The organism is Caulobacter sp. 05T431, assembly GCF_056665975.1.
In genome coordinates, this window is record NZ_JBFTKU010000195.1 from 1 (window position 1) to 354 (window position 354).

A 354-nucleotide genomic window follows, 5' to 3' on the forward strand; every position below is an offset into this window, starting at 1 on the left:
ATCCACATCAACGCCAAGTTCGGTGACGCCGAAGGAATCTACTACCTCAGCGTTTTGGAGACCGAGGAAGTCAACCTCGAGACCGGACGCGAGCTCTGGGGCATGCCGAAGAAGCTGGGAACGATCGATTCGTTCGACGACGGCGACACCCTGTTCGCGTTCGTCGAACGCAAGAACCACCGGATCATGGAGTTCCAAGCCGAAATGGGACCGGAACAGGGAGCCCAGCCCTTCCAGGAGGAGTTCTACTTTGAACTCCGTGGCCACTTCGGCGCTAACGGGTTCACGCTCAAAGACCGCGAACTGGTCGTCTTCAAGCTCGGCTCGACAGTGAACCGCTACCGGGAACTCCAC

Annotated in this window: 1 protein-coding gene; it reads left to right on the forward strand. The window is 58.5% G+C overall.

The window, feature by feature from the left end:
• On the forward strand, positions 1 to 354 hold a 354-nt coding region (locus AC1U89_RS25080; RefSeq protein WP_479902320.1), incomplete at both ends, for an acetoacetate decarboxylase family protein.